Origin of the sequence: Agrobacterium sp. rho-13.3 (genome assembly GCF_033957765.2) — a bacterium.
GTDB lineage: Bacteria > Pseudomonadota > Alphaproteobacteria > Rhizobiales > Rhizobiaceae > Agrobacterium.
Genome location: NZ_CP192774.1, coordinates 2,660,136 through 2,679,737, shown reverse-complemented (window position 1 = coordinate 2,679,737; position 19,602 = coordinate 2,660,136). Strand labels below are relative to the sequence as shown.

The following is a 19,602-nucleotide window of genomic DNA, read 5'->3' as shown; positions in this document are numbered from 1 at the left end:
TCCCACCGCCTATCTGCTTGTGAATGTCACAAAAGCTTGACACAAGTGCGGCATGGCCGAATTTTATGTCGATAATACTGTCCGCCCGCGCCGTTCGCTGCTTTCAGTGCCCGCTATAAACCTGCGCGCACTGGCAAAACTTGGCTCGCTGGATTGCGATGGCGTGATTTTTGATCTGGAAGATTCGGTCGCACCGGAGATGAAAGACGAGGCACGCGACAACCTCCTCACATTTTTTACGCAAACACCATTGATCGGTCGCGAGACGATGATCCGCATCAATCCTGTCTCGACCAACGTGGGGCGGGATGATCTGAAGGCTGTTATCGCGTGTCAGCCGAATGCGGTGCTGTTGCCCAAGGTGGAGCAGCCCTCCGATATTCACGATGTCGCTGATGTGTTGGCCGAAGCGGATGCGGCGGACACACTCAAAATCTGGGCGATGATCGAAACGCCGAAAGGCATTTTGAACGTTGCCGCCATTGCCGAGGCTTCGCATACGCTCGGTGCGCGGCTGGGTGGTTTTGTCATCGGCCTCAATGATCTGCGCAAGGAAACGCGGGTGCCTGCCCAACCGGGACGGACCTACCTTGTGCCATGGCTGATGCAGGTCGTGCTGGCCGCCCGCGCCTATGGGCTGGAGGTCATCGACAGTGTATCGAATGATTTTCGTGATCTTGATGGTTTTACTGCCGAGTGCGCGCAGGGTCGCGCCATGGGGTTTGATGGCAAGATGCTGATCCATCCCGCCCAAATCGAACCCGCGAACCGGGCTTTTGCACCGGATGAAGATGCTTTGGCAGAGGCACACGAGATTATTGCGGCTTTCGCAAAACCCGAATCTGTGGGATTGAACGTCATCAATTCCAACGGGCGGATGATCGAGCGGCTGCATGTTGGCCAAGCGACAAGGCTTGTCGCACTCGCTGCGATCATCGACCAACGAAAGGCAGAAAAGGCATGAAGGTCTATCGTTTTATCACCGGTCCAGATGATGCAAAGTTTTGTCATCGCGTCACGGAAGCGCTCAACAAAGGCTGGGAACTTGCGGGTTCGCCGACCTATGCGTTCAATGCAGCAACAGGTGTGATGCAGTGCGGCCAGCCGGTGACAAAGACCGTTGAGGGCAAGGAATATCATCCGGATATGAAGTTGGGTGAGCAGTAAGATTTGTTAGGTGGCGGAACGCTCATCGGCGTCATCCTAGGGCTTGTCCCGAGGATCTAATCACGTCTCCAAAACCTCGACGTAAAAGATGCTCGGGACAAGCCCGAGCATGACGACGCAGAGCTTATCAGTGGATCAACGATCCGTTGCTGCTTCGTCGGCGCTTTCTTCGATGCGCTCCATGTCGTCGTCGGACAGACCGAAATGGTGGCCGATTTCGTGGATGAGGACGTGGGTGATGATATCGCCCAGCGTTTCCTCGTTTTCGGCCCAATAATCGAGAATGGGGCGGCGGTAGAGCGTGATGCGGTTGGTCATCTCGCCGGTTTCCATGGTGAAACGCTCCGAAATGCCGCGGCCTTCGAACAGGCCGAGCAGATCGAAAGGCGTTTCCAGCGCCATGTCCTCAAAGACTTCATCGGTCGGGAAATCGGAGATTTCGATGATGAGGTCCGTGGTCAGGGCGCGAAACTCTGCCGGCAGGTGCCCGTATGCCTCAATGGCCAGAGATTCGAATGCTGAAATTGTCGGCGCATGGCGGTCCCGCCAATCGTCGGTCTTGTCTATACGGGCCATTTCTGCTCCTTGTTTCGCGCTCATATAAACATGTGTGATGGAAATTTCGAGACCTGATTGCTTCACGCGTCAAATTCGCCTCAGAATCATGACGCAGGCGCTGTTTTTCAGGGGCTTTCCACCTTGACATAATCCGGACTGTCGCGTATCCCGCACCCGAATTGGTGGCGTATTGCGTCTTCAATTCCCTTCGCTTTTAAAAAGCGGGGCTCACTGGCAGACATTTCAGAGGCAAAGTCTCGAAGAATTTCCGCTACTTCGACTGATAAAAAGACGGCCAGACCGCATTTGCGGGCAGAGCCGGAACGAACATGAAAGGATAAAAAATGTTCGCAGTCATCAAGACCGGCGGTAAGCAGTACCGCGTAGCGGCCAACGACGTTCTGACTATCGAAAAGTTGGAAGCAGACGCTGGCGCAACTGTAGAATTCACCGAAGTTCTCGTGATCGGCGTTGGCGCTGACGCACAGTTCGGCGCACCTTTCGTTGCAGGCGCAACCGTTAAGGCTGAAGTTGTCGAACACAATCGCGGCAAGAAGGTCATCGCCTTCAAGAAGCGTCGTCGTCAGAACTCCAAGCGTACGCGCGGTCATCGTCAGCATCACACCGTCGTCCGTATCACGGACATCGTTGCTGCCTAATCGGCGCGACACGGGAAACCAGGTTTAAAGGAGAAATCCAATGGCACATAAAAAAGCTGGCGGTTCATCGCGTAACGGTCGCGATTCGAATTCCAAGCGCCTTGGCGTAAAGAAGTTCGGCGGCGAAGCCGTCATTCCAGGCAACATTATTCTGCGCCAGCGTGGCACGCAGTGGCATCCGGGCGCCAATGTCGGCCTCGGCAAAGACCACACGATTTTTGCGCTGACCGCCGGCAATGTGTCCTTCCGTTCGAAGGCCAATGGCCGCGTATACGTGTCTGTGGCACCGAAAGCGGAAGCAGCAGAATAAGCCGGTAGCGTCATATGCAGCCGGTGTCCCAATGACCCGGCTGAGACGTAACAGGTTCAGTCTTTAAAAAAGGGGAGTTGGGGCATCACCCAACTCCCCTTTTTTCTTTAACCTCATGGAGGGACTGAACCATGCAAGACGAATTGATAAGGGCTGACCAATCACGGTCACCCGAAGACCGGCCAAGGTCGGAACGGTCAAGGACCGATTGCCCCGTCTTATTATCGTCAAGGCTCGTTATGCGCGCGCCTCACGAAGAAGACATCGACGCCCTTGCCCATCTTGCCAACAATGCCAACATCGCGACCATGGTGTCGCGTATGCCGCACCCTTACACGGCCAAAGACGCCGCTGATTTCGTGCGACGTGCAAAAGTGGGCGAGATTGGCAAGTGCGTCTATGCGATTACCCGCATGGAAAACGGCGAGTTTATGGGCTGCTGCGGGCTGGAACCGCAGGCGGACGAAAAGACCCTCGAAATGGGCTATTGGCTGGGCGAACCCTACTGGAACAAGGGATACACCACCGAGGCTGCTCATGCCTTGATCGACATGGCGTTTCGGACCCGTGACATCGACCAGATCGATGCGCGGTGCCGCGTCACCAACATCGCGTCACGCCGTGTCATACAAAAGTGCGGTTTCCAGCTTCAGGGTTCCGGCATGGTTGGTTCTTTGGCGCTTGGCGGCATGGTTCCGGTCGAATGGTACAGGCTGGATCGCAAGACATGGGTATCACTGAGAAGCTGGGGAGATATGCGATGAGCACGGCTCAGTTGATGCGTCCTACGGCGGTCGCCCCCATCGCACCGCCCGGCCCCTGCCCGACACTCGAAACCCGTCGTCTTGTGCTGCGTCCGCAGCGCTTGGGCGATGCCGGAAGCATTGCGGAATCGCTCAGCGATTTTCAGGTCACGCGGATGCTGGCGAGAGTGCCCGCGCCTTATCACAGGCAGGATGCGCTGGAATGGCTTGTGCTGAGAACCTCCGGCACGTTGCCGGGCTGGGATTTTGCCATTACCACTGGCGACGACACCTTGATCGGTGTCGTTTCCATTGAACGCCGTCATGGGGAATGGCACCTCGGTTATTGGCTGAACCGCTTTTATTGGGGCAAAGGCTATATGACAGAGGCGGTTGCCGCTGTAGCGGGTCGTTTCTTCCAGCGTATGCCCGGCGAACAGCTGCATTCCGGTGTGTTTGCCGACAATCCGGCTTCGCTTCGGGTGCAGGAAAAGCTTGGTTTTCGCATAACCGGCTGCCACGAAATCTACGCCGTGGCGCGGGCCGCCATGGTTGCGCATCTCGATACGGTTCTGGTTGCAGAGGCATTTTCTCTTCCGCGACCGTGATGAACATCAAAACAAGGCCGGTTCCACCGCAACCGGCCTTGTTCTATAGGCTCTCTGGTGACGATAATCTTTGACCTTGAAGACGAGCGCCTATATTTGGAGCGGTAGATCCTTTTTTTAAAAGCAAGACCGCAAAGCGTTTGCCGGTGTTGCCACTAAGCTGACAGAACGGCACGACGATGAAATTTCTCGATGAAGCAAAAGTCTATATTCGCTCTGGTGATGGCGGCGCAGGTGCCGTTTCCTTCCGGCGTGAAAAATTCATCGAATTCGGTGGCCCGGATGGCGGTGACGGCGGGCGCGGCGGTGACGTCTGGGTGGAAGTGGTCAATGGCCTCAACACGCTGATCGATTTCCGCTTTCAGCAGCACTTCAAGGCCACCATCGGCCAGCACGGTATGGGCCAGGGTCGTACCGGCGCAAAAGGTGCGAGTGTGGTGTTGCGCGTACCCGTGGGCACACAGATTTTTGAAGAAGACAACGAAACGCTGATTATCGATCTGACCAAGGAAGGCCAGCGGTTCCGTCTGGCTGCCGGCGGTAATGGCGGCTTCGGTAATGCCTATTTCAAATCCTCCACCAATCAGGCCCCCACGCACGCCAACCCTGGCCTCGTGGGTGAGGAAAAGATGATCTGGCTTCGCCTGAAGCTGATTGCCGATGCCGGTCTGGTTGGGCTTCCGAATGCGGGCAAATCCACGTTCCTCGCGACCGTTACGCGGGCGCGTCCGAAAATCGCCAACTATCCCTTCACCACGTTGCACCCCAATCTGGGTGTGGCGACCATTGATGGCCGCGAATTCGTTCTGGCCGATATTCCCGGCCTGATCGAAGGTGCGCATGAGGGCGTTGGTATTGGCGACCGTTTCCTTGGTCACGTTGAGCGCACCCGTGTTCTGCTGCACCTCGTTTCGGCGCAGGAAGAGAATGTCGGTAAGGCTTACAAGACCGTCAAACGTGAGCTGAGTGCCTATGGTGGCGGGTTGACCGACAAGCCTGAAATCGTGGCGCTGTCTCAGATCGACGTGCTGGACGAAAAGGAATTGAAGAAGAAGGCGAAGGAACTGGAGAAGGCGTGTGGCCGCCCACCGCTTCTTCTATCTGCTGCTGCCCATATCGGCATGCTCGAAACCCTTCGTCAGCTGCGTGACATTATCGTTGATAATAGCCGTGGTGGCGATACTGCCATGCCGGACCGCTCCATGCCGGTTGACGACGTGATCGAGGATGGAGACGACCGGCTATGACGCCGATTGCGACATTGGCGCGAAAGCCCATCGGCAAACATAACCGCATCGTCATCAAGATCGGCTCTGCCTTGCTGGTGGATCGCAAGAGCGGTTTGAAAACAGATTGGCTGGATGCGATCTGCGAGGATATCGCGGCGCTGAAAGCCAATGGTGCCGATGTGCAGGTGGTGTCGTCCGGAGCAATTTCGCTGGGCCGCGCCGTGCTTGATCTGCCCTCGGGCGCATTGAAGCTGGAGGAAAGCCAAGCAGCGGCGGCGGTTGGCCAGATTGCGCTGGCACGGGCCTGGTCCGAAAGTCTTTCGAAGCACAAGATCGTTGCCGGGCAAATCCTTCTAACGCTATCCGATACGGAAGAGCGCCGCCGTTATCTCAATGCGCGGGCGACAATCAATCAATTGTTGAAGATCGGTGCGATCCCGATCATCAACGAAAACGACACGGTGGCGACGACCGAAATTCGTTATGGCGACAATGATCGGTTGGCGGCGCGTGTGGCGACGATGACGGGTGCGGACCTTCTGGTTCTGCTCTCGGATATTGATGGGCTTTACACCGCCCCGCCGCATCTCGATCCGGGCGCCAGGTTTCTCGACACGATTGCGGAAATTACGCCTGAGATCGAGGCCATGGCCGGTGGGGCGGCATCGGAATTTTCTCGCGGCGGTATGCGCACGAAAATCGATGCGGGCAAAATCGCAACTGCTGCCGGTTGCGGCATGATTATCGCGTCCGGCAAGACGCTCAATCCGCTGAAAGCCATTGAAAACAGTGCGCGTTCCTCATGGTTTGCACCGTCTGGCACGCCCGTTACGGCCCGCAAGACATGGATTGCCGGTCAATTGCAGCCCGCCGGAGAACTGCATGTGGATGTCGGCGCGGAAAAGGCGTTGTATGCGGGCAAAAGCCTGCTGCCTGCCGGTGTGACACTGGTGAAGGGCAATTTCGGTCGCGGTGATGCCGTTGTCATCATCGGTGCCGAAGGCCGGGAAGTTGCCCGTGGTCTTGCCGGTTATGATGCTGACGAAGCGCGGCAGATCAACGGCCACAAGTCCAACGAGATCGAGGCAATTCTCGGTTATGTTGGACGGGCCGCGATGATCCATCGCGATGATCTGGTGATGACGGGTGTGTCCGTCAAAGTAAAAAGTGCAAAAAAGGATGAGGTCCATGCCTGAGCAGGCCGTGAAGCAGAGCCATGATATCGATGCGTTGATGATGACCATCGGCGCTCAGGCGAAAGCTGCTTCGCGACCTCTATCCATTGCCAGCCCGGACCAGAAAAACCGCGCATTGCTTGCCATGGCCTCCGCCATCGAAGCATCTGTGCCGAAGATTCTGGAGGCCAATGCAAAGGATGTGGCCGCCGCAGAACGTGCTGGCGTTGCGGACTCCTTCATCGATCGCCTGACACTCAACAAAGCGCGCATTGCAAGCGTCGCCGATGGCATTCGGTCCGTCGCTTCGCTCGCCGATCCTGTTGGCGAAGTCATCGCCGCATGGGACCGCCCGAACGGTCTGAAAATAGAGCGTGTCCGCACGCCGCTTGGCGTGATCGGGGTGATTTATGAAAGCCGCCCGAATGTGACGGCGGACGCAGGTGCCTTGTGCCTGAAGGCGGGCAATGCCGTCATCTTGCGTGGCGGCTCGGATTCGCAATATTCATCGCGTGCCATTCATGCCTGCCTTGTCGAAGGGCTGAAAATTGCAGCGCTTCCAGAACATGCCATACAGCTTGTGCCGGTGACGGATCGTGCAGCTGTCGGTAGTCTTCTGGGCGGGCTTGGTGGCACGGTGGATGTGATCGTTCCTCGCGGCGGCAAAAGCCTTGTGGCGCGTGTGCAAACAGAAGCGCGTGTGCCGGTTTTCGCGCATCTGGAAGGCATTTGCCACGTCTATGTGGACAAATCTGCCGATCTGGACATGGCAAAAAACATTGTGCTCAACGCCAAAATGCGCCGCACCGGTATTTGTGGCTCTGCCGAAACGCTGCTGGTGGATGCCGCTGCCGTCTCGACGCATTTGGAGCCTTTGGTCAAGATTTTGATCGAGGCTGGTTGCGAGGTTCGCGGCTCGGCGGTCGTGCAAAGCGCGGTTGATGGCGTGAAAGCTGCGACGGAAGAAGACTGGCGTACCGAATATCTCGACGCGATTATTTCGGTTGCTGTTGTGGATGGCATTTCCGGTGCGATCGAGCATATCGGCACATATTCTTCCAACCACACGGAAGCGGTGATTGCCGAGGATGCTGACGTCGTGGCGCGGTTCTTCAATGAAATCGATTCCGCCATTCTGTTGCACAATGCCTCTACGCAATTTGCCGACGGTGGCGAGTTCGGCATGGGTGCGGAAATCGGCATCGCCACCGGCAAAATGCATGCACGCGGACCGGTGGGCGCGGAACAACTGACTTCCTTCAAATACCGTGTGCATGGCACCGGCCAGACACGGACCTGAATTTGACTGCCGATCCCGGTCTAGACAGGCGCTACCTGACCATGCCGCACGCAGAGCGCGGCATGGTGATTGGCCTGTTTGGCGGGTCGTTCAATCCGCCGCACGCGGGCCACGCGCTGGTGGCGGAAATTGCCTTGCGTCGGCTGGGGTTGGATCAGCTTTGGTGGATGGTGACGCCCGGTAATCCGCTGAAAAGCAAGGCGGAGCTTGCGCCGCTGAAAACCCGCATCGATGCGTGCGAAAAACTGATTTCCGATCCGCGGATCAAGGTGACTGCGTTTGAACAGTCGCTTGGCATGAGTTACACCGCCAACACGCTTGCCAAGATCAAGGCGCGCAATCCGCATGTGCATTTCATCTGGGTCATGGGTGCGGATAATCTGCGCAATTTCCATCGCTGGCAGAAATGGCGCAAGATTGCCGAGACTTTTCCGATTGCGGTGATCGACAGGCCGGGGGCGACCCTTGCTTATCTCTCTTCCACCATGGCGCAGGCTTTCAGCAATGCGCGCATCGATGAAGAAGATGCCGGAGTTTTGTGGAAAAAGACCGCTCCAGCATGGGTGTTTATTCACGGTCCACGCTCGACACTGAGTTCTACCGCACTGCGCAATTGCCATACATAGGGTATATCGACAGAGTTACCGTCCCACATCTTGAAAAGTTAACACTTTGGTGCCAACTTTATCGTGTGGCGCGCAGATTCGCGTCACGCGGTACCTGTTTTGTCATTTTCGGAAAGGAAAACCACTGACAACAGTACACACCAAGGGAAGAGCTTTCAGCGCTGTCCCAAAGGGTCTGGAGAGTGGCGTTGATGCCGCCCGTCGTGCCCTCGGAACCGTTCTCGCCAGTGTCGAGGACTCAAAAGCAGAAGATATCGTTTACCTGAACATCACTGGAAAATCGGCGCTTGCGGACTACATGGTTGTAGTTTCCGGGCGCTCCAGCAGACATGTCTCTGCGATCTGCGAACACCTCATCAGCGACATGAAGGATGATGGTTTCCGCCACTCCCGCGTCGAAGGCCTTGAGCTGGGTGACTGGGTGGTGATCGACGCCGGTGATGTGATCATCCACGTGTTTCGTCCCGAAGTGCGCGCGTTCTACAACATCGAAAAGATGTGGGCGACGCCCGATATCGAGGAAGAAACCCGTCATTGATGCGGTTCTAAAGCCGATCTGACGGATCGGCCACATAGAAATCCGCAGCCTGTCCTGATAAGAGCGCAACGGTCATATGTTGCGGTACGGATGGAATTGTGAATGCGGATTTCAATTTTTGCGGTGGGGCGGCTGAAATCCGGCCCTGAAAAAGATCTTGCGTCGCGTTATCTGGACCGCTTTGCCAAGAGCGGACCAGCGATCGGCTTTGAGTTTTCACGCACAATAGAAGTGGCCGAAAGCCGCGCGTCCAACGCTGAAACGCGCAAGCGCGAGGAAGCGGCCATGCTGGAAAAGCATCTGGCCGATGGTGCCGCGCTTATTCTGCTCGACGAGCGCGGCAAAGCGCTCGACAGCCCCGCCTTTGCCGATCTGTTCGGCACCCTCCGTGATGGCGGCAAGCGCGATCTGGTGATTGCCATTGGCGGCGCAGATGGGCTTGACCCTGCTCTTTACGACAAAGCGTCGGCCGTTTTATGTCTCGGTAAACTCACCTGGCCGCATCAGCTTGTGCGGATTTTGATTGCCGAGCAGCTTTATCGGGCGGTGACGATCCTTTCCGGTCATCCTTATCATCGTGTTTGATGGGTCGCCTCGTTTTGGGCGCAAAACACGGCTTTGTGTCGCGGTGCAACAAGTCCCTATTGGCGCGAAGCAGCGAAGCATCGTATGGTCGCGCATCTTTTTGACAGTAAAGACAGTCCTTATGACAAAGGCGCGCAGAAGAGACAGGTGGACGGCTCTTTCGAGCGTGCTGCTTGCTGCCTGCATGTCGCTTTCCTGTCCGTCTTTTTCGGCATTCGCGCAGGAAGATGCTCCACCATCAACACCGCCTGTCGTGCAGCAGCCCGCGCAGCCGGGAGAGCTTGACGCGCTTGAAAAACGCCGTGACCAGAACCGGCAGGATTTGCAGGAACTGGTCGATAGCATCGGTCTTTCCGAAGACAAATCACGGCAGATGCAGGAGAGCATCGCCGCTCTCAATCTGGATACGACCCGGATCAAGGATGAATTGATCGCGTCTGCTCAGCGCCGCAAGGATCTGGAAGCCAAGATCAATGATGGTGAAGATCGGCTGGCCAAACTCGGTATTCGCGATGATGAGGTAAAGGCATCGTTGCGAGAACGCCGTGGTGTGCTGGCAGAAGTGCTGGCCGCCTTGCAGCGTATGGGGCGCAATCCGCCGCCTGCCCTTCTCGTTTCACCCGAAGATGCCTTGGCATCCGTGCGCAGCGCCATTCTTCTCGGCGCCGTCGTTCCCGGCATTCGCGGCGAGACGGATAAGCTTGTTTCCGCTCTCAAAGAGTTGACCGATGTGCGCCAAGCCATCGCAGGCGAAAAAGAGCAGCTGACGACGGCGATGACTTCCAGCCTTGAAGAAGAAAAACGGCTCGATCTGCTGCGCATCGAAAACGAGAAACGCAACAGGCAGACGGCGAGCGATCTGGAAGCAGAACGTAAACGTTCTGAAGAACTTGCGAGCAAAGCGACCAGTCTGGAAGGCCTGGTGGCGTCGCTCGAAAACGAGATTTCTTCGGTGCGCGATGCCAAGGAGCAGGAGCGTCTGGAAGAGGAGCGGATGGCCGCTCTTTCGCAGTCGGAACGGGACAAGGTGCAGGCCCAAACCGAGGCTGGAATGCCCGATAAAAACCGCATTGCGCCCGCATATCCGTTTTCGAGTCTGAAGGGTAAACTGGTGCTGCCGGTTTCTGGCGATGTGCTGCGGAGGTTCGGCGATGCCGATGGAACCGGGCATTTTTCAAAGGGAATGGTGGTGGCGACGGGCCCGGAAGCGTTGGTGACGGCGCCTGCGGATGGCTTCGTGGTATTTGCCGGAGAATTTCGCAGTTATGGCCGCATGATTATTCTCAATGCCGGTGACGGTTATCATCTGGTTTTGACAGGCATGGACAATGTGAGGACGAGGCAGGGCATGTTTGTGTTCTCTGGCGAACCCATTGCGTCCATGGGCGCAAAAAGAGTGGCAAGTGCAGCCGCATTGGCGCTGGAAACTGACAGACCAACACTTTACATTGAATTCAGGAAAGACGGCGTACCAGTTGATTCTCAACCATGGTGGACCGCAAAAAATACCGGAAGGGCGCGCAATGATTCGTAAGGCTTCACTCCTCATCATCGGTGGACTTATGGGTGCCACAGCGATGAGCGTTATCTACTCGGCCAGTATGCCGGCACAGGCTGCCGGTCCTTCGACGTATAAGGAGCTGTCGATTTTTGGTGACGTGTTCGAACGCGTGCGTGCTCAATATGTGACGCCGCCGGACGACAGTAAGCTGGTGGAAAATGCCATTAACGGCATGTTGACGTCGCTTGATCCGCATTCGAGCTTCATGAATGCCCAGGACGCCAATGATATGCGCACCCAGACCAAGGGTGAATTCGGCGGTCTCGGTATCGAAGTGACGATGGAAAACGAGCTGGTCAAAGTCATCTCGCCCATGGATGACACGCCTGCCGCCAAGGCCGGTATTCTGGCTGGCGACTTCATTTCGGAAATCGATGGTCAGCCGGTTCGTGGTCTGAAGCTGGAAGAAGCCGTCGAAAAGATGCGCGGCGCGGTGAAGACACCGATCAAGCTGACTGTTATCCGTCAGGGTGCCGACAAGCCGCTCGATATCACGGTCGTGCGTGACGTGATTGCAGTTCGTGCGGTCAAGTCCCGCGTCGAAGGCGGTGATGTCGGTTACCTGCGCGTGATTTCCTTCACCGAAAAGACCTATGACGATCTGGAAAAAGCGATCAAGAAGATCAAGGAAGACGTGCCTGCCGACAAGTTGAAGGGCTACGTTCTCGATTTGCGTCTTAATCCGGGCGGTCTGCTGGATCAGGCCATCAATGTGTCCGACGCCTTCCTTGAGCGTGGAGAAGTGGTTTCGACCCGTGGTCGTAACCCGGACGAAACCCGCCGCTTCAACGCGACGGCTGGCGATCTGACCGATGGCAAGCCGGTTATCGTGCTGGTCAACGGTGGTTCGGCCTCCGCTTCGGAAATTGTGGCCGGTGCCCTCCAGGATCTGCGTCGCGCAACGGTTGTCGGTACGCGTTCGTTCGGTAAGGGCTCCGTGCAGACGATCATTCCGCTGGGTGATGCCGGTGCGCTTCGTTTGACGACGGCGCTCTATTACACGCCATCGGGCAAGTCCATTCAGGGCACGGGCATCGCACCGGATATCAAGGTCGATCAGCCGCTGCCGCCGGAACTTCAGGGCCGTGTGCGTGCCGAAGGCGAATCCAGCCTGCGTGGTCACATTCAGGGCCAGAGCGAGACGGATGAAGGTTCAGGTTCGGCAGCCTATGTACCGCCGGAAGCCAAGGACGATCTTCAGCTCAACTACGCTCTCGACTTGATGCGTGGCAGCAAGACCGACCCGTCCTTCCCGCCGAATCCCGATAAGGCTGTCGTCAACAAGCAGTAAGAGTTGAGAGCATCGGATATTCCGGTGCTCTTTCTTTCGGCTCGCATTAGTCACGGATAGATCATTGTCTTCAGACCTGCGCAAACCGCTCATGGGTCGACAAAAAAGAAAAAGCGCCGGATCGCTCCGGCGCTTTTCTGTGCTTGGTGTTCTGACCGTGATTGCGGTGGGCGGCATTGGCGGGTTTTCCGTTTACACCGCACTGTCTCCCGGCAATCTGGAGCGGAGTTCCACTGCACCGAATGTTGTGCTGAGCGATAATGCATCTGATCCGGCTGCATCGGCTCAGGCAAAGAACGATACGGCCATCGACCCACTTTCTCTGCAAAACGGTCGTTCCGGTGCCCATGTTCAGAGAAACACGATGGACGACGGCAACGTCGTCTCGGTGTTTTCTCCGCGTTCCCGCGATGGCGACGGCCCCGTTTTGATGAGCGGCCAGACCTATGGGCAGGATTTGCGCGTCGCGACGCAACCCAATGAAGATCTGTTGGAAGACAATGCTTTCGGCAGAATTCCAAAGGTCAGCGCCGACGGATTACGACCGATGGAGCAATATGCGCGCCCATGGTCTGGTGCCAGAGGAACGCGCATCGCCATTATCGTTGGCGGATTGGGGCTGAGCCAGACCGGCACGCAAAAAGCCATTCGCGACCTTCCGCCAGAGGTGACGCTCGGTTTCGCCGCGAGCGGCAACAGCCTGCAACGCTGGATGCAGGAAGGCCGCCGCGAGGGTCACGAAATTCTGCTTCAGGTGCCGTTCGAGCCGTTTGGTTATCCCGGCACCAATCCGGGGCCGGATACGCTGCTGGTCGGTGATCCGGTCAAACTCAATCTGGAACGCTTGCACCGCTCCATGGCGAAAATCACCAATTACACCGGCATCATGAACTATCTCGGTGGTCGTATGATGGCCGATGAGAAGGCGCTGGAGCCGGTCATGCGTGATATTGGCAAGCGCGGTCTGCTGTTCCTTGACGATGGCTCGTCTGCACAATCCAAAAGCGCAACGATTGCCAAGGCACTGTCCGCACCGGCGGGGTTTTCAGATTTGCAGCTTGACGATCAGGTCAACGAAAACGCCATCTTGCGAAAGCTGGATGATCTGGAGCGGATCGCGCGGCGCAATGGCTCTGCGATCGGCGTTGCGTCCGCGTTCGATGAAAGCATCAAGGCGATTGCGAAATGGTCCGTGGAAGCGCAAGGCCGCGGCATCGAAATCGTCGGTGTTTCCGCGCTTGTGTCCGACAAGGCTGGACAGTAAGCCTCTCCTACAGTTTCATTCACGAGGTTCCCAAGATGACGATCAAAGCAGACGATCTTCCCTATCGCCCCTGCGTGGGAATTATGGTTCTGAATGCGCAAGGACTGGTGTGGGCCGGGCGGCGTATTTCTGCGGAAAACTCCGAGTTCGATGGCTCTCCGCAACTGTGGCAGATGCCGCAGGGTGGCATAGACAAGGGCGAGAACCCTCTGCCCGCAGCGATCCGTGAGCTGTATGAAGAAACGGGCATGAAGACCGTGACGCTTCTGGCGGAAGCGCCTGAGTGGATCAATTACGACCTGCCGCCGCAACTCATCGGCATCGGTCTGCGTGGCAAATACCGTGGACAGACGCAACGCTGGTTCGCTTTCCGCTTCGACGGTGAGGAAAGTGAAATCCAGATCAACCCGCCTCCTACCGGCCATACGGCGGAATTCGACGAGTGGGGCTGGAAATCGATGGAAAGCCTGCCAGACCTGATCGTGCCGTTCAAACGCGGGGTTTATGAGCAGGTGGTGGCGCAGTTCCGGCATTTGGCTGGAGAATAAACCAACAAAAAGGCGGCATAAATGCCGCCTTTTTCAGTTTAATGTCGAGAAGCTTACTCGGATTCAGCAGCGTCGGCAGAGTCGGCGTTGAGCTGGCCATATTTGCTTTCGCCGATATTGCCCAGAAGTTCGAGCTGTGTTTCGAGGAAGTCGATGTGACCTTCTTCATCGATGAGCAGTGTTTCGAACAGCTTCATCGAAACGTAGTCGCCTGCGTCATGACAGATATCGCGTGACTTCTTGTAGGCCGCGCGCGCGTCATATTCGCCTGCAAGGTCCGCTTCCAGCACTTCCTTGACGTTCTGGCCAATGCGCAAGGGCGCAACGGTCTGAAGGTTCGGGTGGCCTTCAAGGAAGATGATGCGGTCGATGATCTTGTCGGCGTGCTGCATCTCTTCGATGGACTCAGCGCGCTCTTTTTTAGCAAGCTTTGTGTAGCCCCAGTCATTCAGAAGCCGGTAATGGAGCCAATACTGGTTGACTGCACCGAGTTCGAGGAACAAAGCCTCGTTAAGCTGCTCGATGACTCTTTTGTCGCCTTTCAATGTCCGCTCTCCTGTTGTCTTCATGCAATTGTCTGAGGCGTGACATAAAATCAAAAACATCGGCTTCCGTCGAGTGGCGACGGGCATGATATTCTTCGGTGGTCTTAATAATCAGTTCCACAACGGATGGAAAACAGCCGCAGCAACGGCCACGTTTTTCCATGGCGTGGTACACTTTGGCAGGCACGATAAGCTGCCAACAGTCATCGTCGAGCATCTCGTTGATGACGTCGCGAATCTCTTTATCCGTAATGTAATTGCAGCTGCAAACGAGCATGGTTCATTGCCTGTGTGACGCAACACGTTGTTTTCATTCTTAAACCAAAACAGGACATCGGCTGTCAAGAAAAACATCTAATATTGAACAATCGCACATATTAGACTCATTCTAAACTTAACGAAAATCCTCGTATTTTCATCTGGTTAGTCGTAATTCGCAGCCAGACTAAAGTAATCAAGTTTTTGTCACCGTGGCAAAATCAACGCAACGTGATCACGAAAATGTTACTGACTTACGGCGGCGTGAGGGCTGTGAGCCAGCCTCTCTACCTCAAACAAAATATTGGCCGCCATTGGCCGTCAACGTGGAGCCGGTAATGAAACCAGCGTCGTCGGAGGCAAGAAACAGCACGCAGCGTGCGATTTCCTCTGGCTCCCCCAGCCGCCCGACTGGAATCTGCGGCAGGATGCGGTCGTTGAGCACGGCCTCTGGAATGGCGCGCACCATCTCGGTGCCGATGTAGCCGGGGCAGATGGCATTCACGGTGATATTGCGGGATGCGCCCTCTTGCGCCAGGGCTTTGGTGAGGCCGATATCGCCTGCCTTTGCGGCAGAATAGTTGGTTTGCCCCGCCTGCCCTTTCTGGCCGTTGATCGAAGAGATATTGACGATGCGGCCAAAACCGCGTTCGCGCATGCCCGGCCAAACGGGGTGCGTCATGTTGAAAGCGCCGGTGAGATTGGTGTCGATGACATCGCGCCATTGCTGTGGCGTCATTTTATGAAACATCGCATCGCGCGTAATTCCAGCATTGTTGACCAGAATTTCAATCGGCCCCAAGGCTTTTTCCACCTCGGCGATGCCAGCAACACAGGCATCGTAGTCACGAATATCCCATCGATAGGCGGGAATGCCGGTTTCGTTTTGAAACTGCTCGGCGCGATCTTCCGTGAAGGCGTAATTGACCGCGACCGTGTAGCCCGCGGCATGAAACGCCTTGGCAATGGCCGCGCCTATGCCGCTTGTACCGCCTGTTATCAACGCAACCCGGCTCATCTGAAGGCTCCTTATTTTATCTCGTTAAGCCTTTAGATTTCCCATGATGGCATTTCAATGATGAAGGACGATTACAGACCTTCGATACACATGGCGACACCCATGCCACCGCCGATGCACAGCGTGACGAGGCCTTTTTTTGCACTGCGGCGTTTCATCTCGAACAACAGCGTATTCAGGACGCGTGCGCCGGATGCGCCGATGGGATGGCCGATGGCGATGGCGCCGCCATTGACGTTTACGATGTCTGGATCAAGACCAAGATCGCGTACCACGGCGCAGGACTGAGCGGCAAAGGCTTCGTTTGCCTCAACGAGATCAAGCGCGGACGTTGTCCATCCGGCTTTGGCGAGTGCCTTTCGCGAGGCAGGAATGGGTCCAGTGCCCATGATTTGCGGATCAACGCCCGCTGTCGCCCAAGAGGCAATCCGCGCTAAGGGCTGAAGCCCCCGCTTTGCCGCTTCGGCTTCCGTCATCAACAACACGGCGGCTGCACCATCATTCAGGCCGGAGGCATTACCGGCGGTGACTGTGCCCTCCTTGTCGAAGGCGGCGCGCAGTTTCGACATGGTTTCGAGCGAGGCGCCAGCGCGAATATATTCATCGGTATCGACAATGACGTCGGCCTTGCGGCCCTTGATGTTAAAAGGCACGATTTCGTCGGCAAAACGGCCAGCGGCCTGCGCGGCCTCTGCGCGGTTTTGAGATGTGACGGCGAACTGGTCCTGTTCGTCACGTGAAATTTGCCATTGGCGGGCGATGTTTTCCGCAGTTATTCCCATATGATAGCCATAAAAGGCGTCGGTGAGGCCGTCTTTCAACATGGTGTCCACCATCTTGAAGTCACCCATCTTCACGCCGCCGCGCAAATGGGCGCAGTGCGGTGCCATGGACATGGATTCCTGCCCACCCGCAATGATGATGGAGGCATCGCCGGCGGCAATCTGCTGCATTCCGAGTGCCACGGCGCGAAGGCCGGAGCCGCAAAGCTGGTTGATGCCGAAAGCGGTGGCTTCTTGCGGAATGCCTGCCTTCATCGCTGCCTGTCGTGCCGGATTCTGGCCTTCGCCTGCCGTCAAAACCTGACCCAGAATGACCTCATCGACCTCGTTTGCGGCAATGCCGGCGCGGTCCAGCACGGCTTTGATGACCGTTGCGCCAAGCTCATGGGCTGAAGTGTTGGCAAAGCTGCCGTTGAAGGAGCCGACAGCCGTGCGCGCAGCGCTGACGATGACGATTGACGATGAAGGCATTGAAATCTCCCGTGTTGCGGCGGGAGACTGGCAAAGCTTTGAAATCAAGTCAAATCATGTTCCCTCATAGGGCTATGCGAAAAACATAAGACCGAAATCATGAGAAAAGAACTGGAAAACAGATTACGCGCCGTGGCGACAATAATCTCAGAGAATGCTGCGCAAAAAATTGACTGCTGCATTGCACAAAACATTTGTCAGATGGCTTTATTTAAGCATAAACTTGAAATCGGGAAGAGCAAAAACACCTGATAAAAAGAAAATACCAGGATCGCGAGGAGGCGAGCATGGCAAAACACAATGGCGAGACCATCATCAAGAAATATGCCAACCGGCGGCTCTATAACACCGGCACCAGCACCTATGTGACGCTGGAAGATCTGGCGAAAATGGTCAAGCGCGGCGAGGAATTCAAGGTTCAGGATGCCAAGACGTCCGAGGACATCACCCATGCGGTTCTAACGCAGATCATCATGGAGCAGGAAGGCAAAACCGGCAATACGCTGTTGCCGACCGCGTTTTTGCGACAGCTGATATCCTATTATGGCGACCAGATGCAGATGGTGGTGCCAACCTTTCTGGAGCATTCCATGAAAGCGTTTTCCGAGCAGCAAAGCCAGATGCAAGAGCATATGGGCAAAGCGTTTGGAGATGCCTCAAGCGTCAAAAACTTCTCCTCGCCGTTCGGTTTCATGGAAGAGCAGGTGAAGCGCAATACCGAGCTTTTCCGCCAAGCCATGCAGGTGTTTACGCCGTTTCCCATGCCGCCAGTGCCTAAAGAGGCAAGGAAACCCGATGCTTCCGAGATCGATGATCTGAAGGCGCAATTGCGCACGCTTCAGACCAAACTCGATCAGCTCTAAGCATTTCCAGCAAAGTGCGAAGCGGTTTTGCGTCCGGATAATGCGTTAAAACAAATAAATAGAGCGTTTTCGCGTTTCGAAGAAAGGCGGAAATGCTCTAAGCGGCCTTTTCGGGAACGCGAAGTAACAATAGAAGTCCCGCGCCGAGAAATATGGTCAGCATGGCCATGCCGACATGCGCGGAGCCTGTTGCGTATGTGGCGATGGAAAAGGACAGCGTTGCCATGAAACTGGTGGCGCGACCGGACAGCGCGTAAATGCCGAAATATCGTCCGGCCTCTTCTATCGTGATGTTGCGTGCGAGGTAGGAGCGTGACGACGCTTGCACCGGGCCGAAGGCAAGGCCGATCAGCACGCCGTAAAGGAGATAGGCTTTTTCTGCGGCGGTGGAGAACAGTCCTTCGCTGGTGGATGCTGGCAGATGAAGCAGCCCAAATAGGGTGGACTCTTTCTGTGTTGAGACGATGCCGACGGTGGCGGCGAGGAGTAGCGCGAGGCTTATCAGGATCATGGTGCGTGAGCCGAGGCGTTGATCCAGACGGCCCGCTATCAGGCAGCCGCCAATCGCCACGATGTTGAGGATGATGCCGTAGATACCGATTTCCATCGTGCCCCAGCCGAACATGCCTGCCGCGAACGCGCCGCCAAGGATCAGAACGCCGTTGACGCCGTCCTGATAGAGCATACGCGCAATCAGAAACCGCGTGATGATGGGGCGGCTTTTCAGCTCTCTCAGCGTCGTTTTCAGTTCTGATATGCCTGAGTGAACAGCCTTCGCCAGCGGCAGGCCTTTTTTGACATCCGGTGTGAAAAAGAACATCGGCAGGATGAACACGAAATACCAGAGCGCGGAAATCGGGCCGGTGATGCGGGCGTCTTCACCCGTCGCCGGATCAAGCCCGAATAGCGCAGGAATGCCGATAATCGTCACGCCTGTGCTTGGGTTTGCGGCCAAAAATACCACAACGAAAATCAACACCACCATGCCGCCGAGATAACCAAGCCCCCACGCGGTGTTGGATATGCGCCCGACATTTTCAGAAGTGGTCAATCGCGGCATCATGGAATCATTGAAGACGATAGAGAACTCCGCCGCTATCGACGCCAAAATCATGAAGGTGACGGGCAAAAGGATCGCCGAGCCGGGGGCCGCGAACCACAACATCGACAGGCTGATGATCTTGATAACAGCGAAGAAGGCGATCCATGGTTTTCGCGAGCCGGATTGATCCGCGATGGAGCCAAGAATGGGCGAGAAAACAGCTATTATCAGCGAGGATGTCGTTGCCACGTTGCTCCACGTCGTCTGCGCAGAAATCGGGTCTGCCGTCAGTCGAGCAACGAAGTAGGGGCCAAAAATGAAGGTGGTGACGACGGTAAAGAACGGCTGAGCGGCCCAATCGAACAGCATCCAACCCCAGATACCGCGTTTTGTCACGGTTGCTCCGGTCGTGGGGGAGGAGGCGTCCATTCGTCACCCTTTCGGCCGGTGGTATAAGGATA

The 19,602-nt window shown here is 56.2% G+C and carries 24 protein-coding genes; 18 read left to right on the top strand and 6 right to left on the bottom strand.

Annotated features, from left to right (window positions below):
* Positions 1-52 precede the first annotated feature (52 nt).
* Entirely contained in the window at positions 53-964 is a 912-nt protein-coding gene (locus RMR16_RS13010; protein WP_320201087.1) for an HpcH/HpaI aldolase/citrate lyase family protein, read from the top strand.
* The gene (locus RMR16_RS13005; RefSeq protein ID WP_320201088.1) at positions 961-1,167 is read left to right on the top strand and encodes a DUF1737 domain-containing protein; all 207 of its coding nucleotides are present in this window, start codon (positions 961-963) and stop codon (positions 1,165-1,167) included. Before RMR16_RS13010 ends, RMR16_RS13005 begins: the two co-directional genes overlap by 4 nt.
* A 135-nt stretch (positions 1,168-1,302) precedes the next feature.
* Here the strand turns inward: RMR16_RS13005 and RMR16_RS13000 are convergent, their stop codons facing one another.
* Positions 1,303-1,743: a metallopeptidase family protein gene (locus RMR16_RS13000; RefSeq protein ID WP_320201089.1), complete on the bottom strand. Its 441-nt coding sequence runs from the start codon at positions 1,741-1,743 to the stop codon at positions 1,303-1,305.
* 326 nt (positions 1,744-2,069) lie between these two features.
* Here RMR16_RS13000 and rplU point away from each other — a divergent pair, with 326 nt between their 5' ends.
* The 14 genes from rplU to RMR16_RS12930 all read left to right on the top strand — a co-directional run bounded on the left by rplU (position 2,070) and on the right by RMR16_RS12930 (position 14,162).
* Positions 2,070-2,384 (top strand): 50S ribosomal protein L21, encoded by a 315-nt coding sequence (gene rplU, locus RMR16_RS12995; protein WP_045230876.1) that lies wholly within the window; start codon positions 2,070-2,072, stop codon positions 2,382-2,384.
* A gap of 40 nt (positions 2,385-2,424) precedes the next feature.
* Complete coding sequence (gene rpmA, locus RMR16_RS12990) at positions 2,425-2,694, top strand: 50S ribosomal protein L27 (RefSeq protein ID WP_042620032.1); 270 nt, start codon at positions 2,425-2,427, stop codon at positions 2,692-2,694.
* 131 nt (positions 2,695-2,825) lie between these two features.
* The gene (locus tag RMR16_RS12985) at positions 2,826-3,458 is read left to right on the top strand and encodes a GNAT family N-acetyltransferase (RefSeq protein WP_320201090.1); all 633 of its coding nucleotides are present in this window, start codon (positions 2,826-2,828) and stop codon (positions 3,456-3,458) included.
* Entirely contained in the window at positions 3,455-4,045 is a 591-nt protein-coding gene (locus RMR16_RS12980; RefSeq protein WP_320201091.1) for a GNAT family N-acetyltransferase, read from the top strand. Before RMR16_RS12985 ends, RMR16_RS12980 begins: the two co-directional genes overlap by 4 nt.
* A 179-nt stretch (positions 4,046-4,224) precedes the next feature.
* Positions 4,225-5,292: a GTPase ObgE gene (obgE, locus tag RMR16_RS12975; protein WP_320201092.1), complete on the top strand. Its 1,068-nt coding sequence runs from the start codon at positions 4,225-4,227 to the stop codon at positions 5,290-5,292.
* The gene (proB, locus tag RMR16_RS12970; protein WP_320201093.1) at positions 5,289-6,470 is read left to right on the top strand and encodes a glutamate 5-kinase; all 1,182 of its coding nucleotides are present in this window, start codon (positions 5,289-5,291) and stop codon (positions 6,468-6,470) included. Before obgE ends, proB begins: the two co-directional genes overlap by 4 nt.
* The gene (locus RMR16_RS12965) at positions 6,463-7,749 is read left to right on the top strand and encodes a glutamate-5-semialdehyde dehydrogenase (protein ID WP_320201094.1); all 1,287 of its coding nucleotides are present in this window, start codon (positions 6,463-6,465) and stop codon (positions 7,747-7,749) included. The genes proB and RMR16_RS12965 overlap by 8 nt, the downstream gene beginning before the upstream one ends.
* A gap of 41 nt (positions 7,750-7,790) precedes the next feature.
* Complete coding sequence (locus tag RMR16_RS12960; RefSeq protein ID WP_320201175.1) at positions 7,791-8,375, top strand: nicotinate-nucleotide adenylyltransferase; 585 nt, start codon at positions 7,791-7,793, stop codon at positions 8,373-8,375.
* Positions 8,376-8,469: 94 nt separating this feature from the next.
* Positions 8,470-8,913 (top strand): ribosome silencing factor, encoded by a 444-nt coding sequence (gene rsfS / locus RMR16_RS12955; protein WP_320201176.1) that lies wholly within the window; start codon positions 8,470-8,472, stop codon positions 8,911-8,913.
* 102 nt (positions 8,914-9,015) lie between these two features.
* Entirely contained in the window at positions 9,016-9,498 is a 483-nt protein-coding gene (gene rlmH, locus RMR16_RS12950; RefSeq protein ID WP_320201095.1) for a 23S rRNA (pseudouridine(1915)-N(3))-methyltransferase RlmH, read from the top strand.
* A 121-nt stretch (positions 9,499-9,619) separates the two neighbouring features.
* The gene (locus tag RMR16_RS12945) at positions 9,620-11,032 is read left to right on the top strand and encodes a murein hydrolase activator EnvC family protein (RefSeq protein WP_320201096.1); all 1,413 of its coding nucleotides are present in this window, start codon (positions 9,620-9,622) and stop codon (positions 11,030-11,032) included.
* Entirely contained in the window at positions 11,022-12,350 is a 1,329-nt protein-coding gene (locus tag RMR16_RS12940) for a S41 family peptidase (protein ID WP_320201097.1), read from the top strand. The genes RMR16_RS12945 and RMR16_RS12940 overlap by 11 nt, the downstream gene beginning before the upstream one ends.
* A gap of 64 nt (positions 12,351-12,414) precedes the next feature.
* The gene (locus tag RMR16_RS12935; protein WP_320201098.1) at positions 12,415-13,614 is read left to right on the top strand and encodes a divergent polysaccharide deacetylase family protein; all 1,200 of its coding nucleotides are present in this window, start codon (positions 12,415-12,417) and stop codon (positions 13,612-13,614) included.
* A 35-nt stretch (positions 13,615-13,649) separates the two neighbouring features.
* Entirely contained in the window at positions 13,650-14,162 is a 513-nt protein-coding gene (locus RMR16_RS12930) for an RNA pyrophosphohydrolase (protein ID WP_320201099.1), read from the top strand.
* 53 nt (positions 14,163-14,215) lie between these two features.
* Here the strand turns inward: RMR16_RS12930 and bfr are convergent, their stop codons facing one another.
* From bfr to RMR16_RS12910, 4 genes are all read right to left on the bottom strand, one after another.
* The gene (gene bfr, locus RMR16_RS12925; RefSeq protein WP_320201100.1) at positions 14,216-14,707 is read right to left on the bottom strand and encodes a bacterioferritin; all 492 of its coding nucleotides are present in this window, start codon (positions 14,705-14,707) and stop codon (positions 14,216-14,218) included.
* A complete protein-coding gene (locus tag RMR16_RS12920) occupies positions 14,673-14,984 on the bottom strand; it encodes a (2Fe-2S)-binding protein (RefSeq protein ID WP_320201101.1) in 312 nt (103 codons plus the stop codon). The genes bfr and RMR16_RS12920 overlap by 35 nt, the downstream gene beginning before the upstream one ends.
* Positions 14,985-15,257: 273 nt before the next feature.
* Positions 15,258-15,983, bottom strand: coding sequence for an acetoacetyl-CoA reductase (gene phbB, locus RMR16_RS12915; protein WP_320201102.1), 726 nt, complete (start codon positions 15,981-15,983; stop codon positions 15,258-15,260).
* Between the two features lie 71 nt (positions 15,984-16,054).
* Positions 16,055-17,236, bottom strand: a complete 1,182-nt coding sequence (locus RMR16_RS12910) for an acetyl-CoA C-acetyltransferase (RefSeq protein ID WP_320201103.1) — start codon at positions 17,234-17,236, stop codon at positions 16,055-16,057.
* Between the two features lie 99 nt (positions 17,237-17,335).
* Here RMR16_RS12910 and RMR16_RS12905 point away from each other — a divergent pair, with 99 nt between their 5' ends.
* The gene (locus tag RMR16_RS12905) at positions 17,336-17,488 is read left to right on the top strand and encodes a hypothetical protein (protein WP_320201104.1); all 153 of its coding nucleotides are present in this window, start codon (positions 17,336-17,338) and stop codon (positions 17,486-17,488) included.
* Between the two features lie 35 nt (positions 17,489-17,523).
* On the top strand, positions 17,524-18,099 hold the full coding sequence (gene phaR / locus RMR16_RS12900; protein WP_320201105.1) for a polyhydroxyalkanoate synthesis repressor PhaR: 576 nt from the start codon (positions 17,524-17,526) through the stop codon (positions 18,097-18,099).
* 97 nt (positions 18,100-18,196) lie between these two features.
* Here phaR and RMR16_RS12895 read toward each other — a convergent pair whose 3' ends face one another.
* Positions 18,197-19,570 carry an MFS transporter gene (locus RMR16_RS12895; protein WP_320201106.1) on the bottom strand — a complete coding sequence of 458 codons (1,374 nt, stop codon included), beginning with the start codon at positions 19,568-19,570 and terminating at the stop codon, positions 18,197-18,199.
* Between the last annotated feature and the right edge of the window lie 32 nt (positions 19,571-19,602).